The 1235-nt window shown below is 55.4% G+C and carries 1 protein-coding gene; it reads left to right on the forward strand.

What is annotated here, in order from left to right; translation table 11 throughout:
- The first annotated feature begins 64 nt into the window (after positions 1 to 64).
- Positions 65 to 1227, forward strand: a protein-coding gene (locus CKW18_RS29575) for an IS3 family transposase (protein ID WP_095191983.1) whose coding sequence is annotated in 2 segments (ribosomal slippage) — positions 65 to 320 and positions 320 to 1227 — 1164 coding nt in all. Because the reading frame shifts where the segments join, the coding sequence is not laid out codon by codon here.
- Positions 1228 to 1235 lie beyond the last annotated feature (8 nt).

Below are 1235 nucleotides of genomic sequence, written 5' to 3' on the forward strand. Positions count from 1 at the left end.
TGTAGTGGTCTAATGAAACCGGACACCCATTTAGGCGAGAATGCTCGCCAGATAGAGGTGTCTGATGACCAAACAACGTCGTTCTTTTTCCGCTGAATTCAAACGCGAGGCCGCAGGCCTCGTGCTCGATCAAGGCTATAGCCATATCGAAGCCAGCCGCTCGCTTGGTGTGGTTGAGTCCGCGTTGCGCCGCTGGGTTAATCAGCTTCAGCAGGAGCGCACTGGCGTTACTCCGCAGAGTAAAGCGCTGACGCCAGAGCAACAGAAAATCCAGGAATTGGAAGCTCGAATCGCTCGACTTGAGCGGGAGAAATCCATTTTAAAAAAGGCTACCGCGCTCTTGATGTCGGAAGAGCACGAGCGCACGCGCTGATTGATCAACTGAGCCCCCAAGAGCCGGTTGATTGGCTTTGCGCAGTCTTTGACGTCACTCGTTCGTGTTACTACGCCCATCGTCTCAGGCGCCGAACTCCAGACGTTGAGCGGCTTCGGTTGCGCAGCCGGGTTAACGAACTGTTTACGCAAAGTCGAAGCGCCGCCGGTAGCCGCAGCATCGTGTCGATGATGCAGGAAGACGGCGAGCAAATTGGGCGGTTCAAGGTGCGAGGCCTGATGCGGGAACTGGAGTTGGTCAGTAAACAACCTGGATCACATGCCTACAAACAAGCGACGGTTGAGCGGCCTGACATTCCGAACATATTGAATCGAGAGTTTGATGTGCCGGCGCCGAATCAGGTCTGGTGTGGCGACATCACCTACATCTGGGCTCAAGGGAAATGGCATTACCTGGCTGTCGTTATGGATCTTTACGCGCGCCGAGTGGTGGGCTGGGCGCTGTCGAACAAGCCGGATGCGGATCTGGTCATCAAGGCGTTGGACATGGCTTACGAACAGCGTGGCAGGCCTCAAGGGCTTCTGTTTCACTCGGATCAGGGCTCGCAATATGGCAGTCGCCAGTTTCGCCAACGGCTCTGGCGTTACCGCATGCGCCAAAGCATGAGCCGTCGTGGAAACTGCTGGGATAACGCGCCGATGGAGCGTGTGTTTCGCAGCTTGAAAACTGAATGGATACCGACCGTGGGCTACATGACAGCTCAAGAAGCGCACCGCGACATCAGTCATTACCTGATGCATCGGTACAACTGGATTAGACCGCACCAATTCAACAACGGACTGGCCCCAGCTCAGGCCGAGAAAAAACTTAACGTCGTGTCCGGGATTAGTTGACCACTACA

Origin of the sequence: Pseudomonas sp. Irchel 3E19 (assembly GCF_900187585.1) — a bacterium.
In the GTDB taxonomy this organism is placed as follows: Bacteria; Pseudomonadota; Gammaproteobacteria; order Pseudomonadales; family Pseudomonadaceae; genus Aquipseudomonas; species Aquipseudomonas baetica.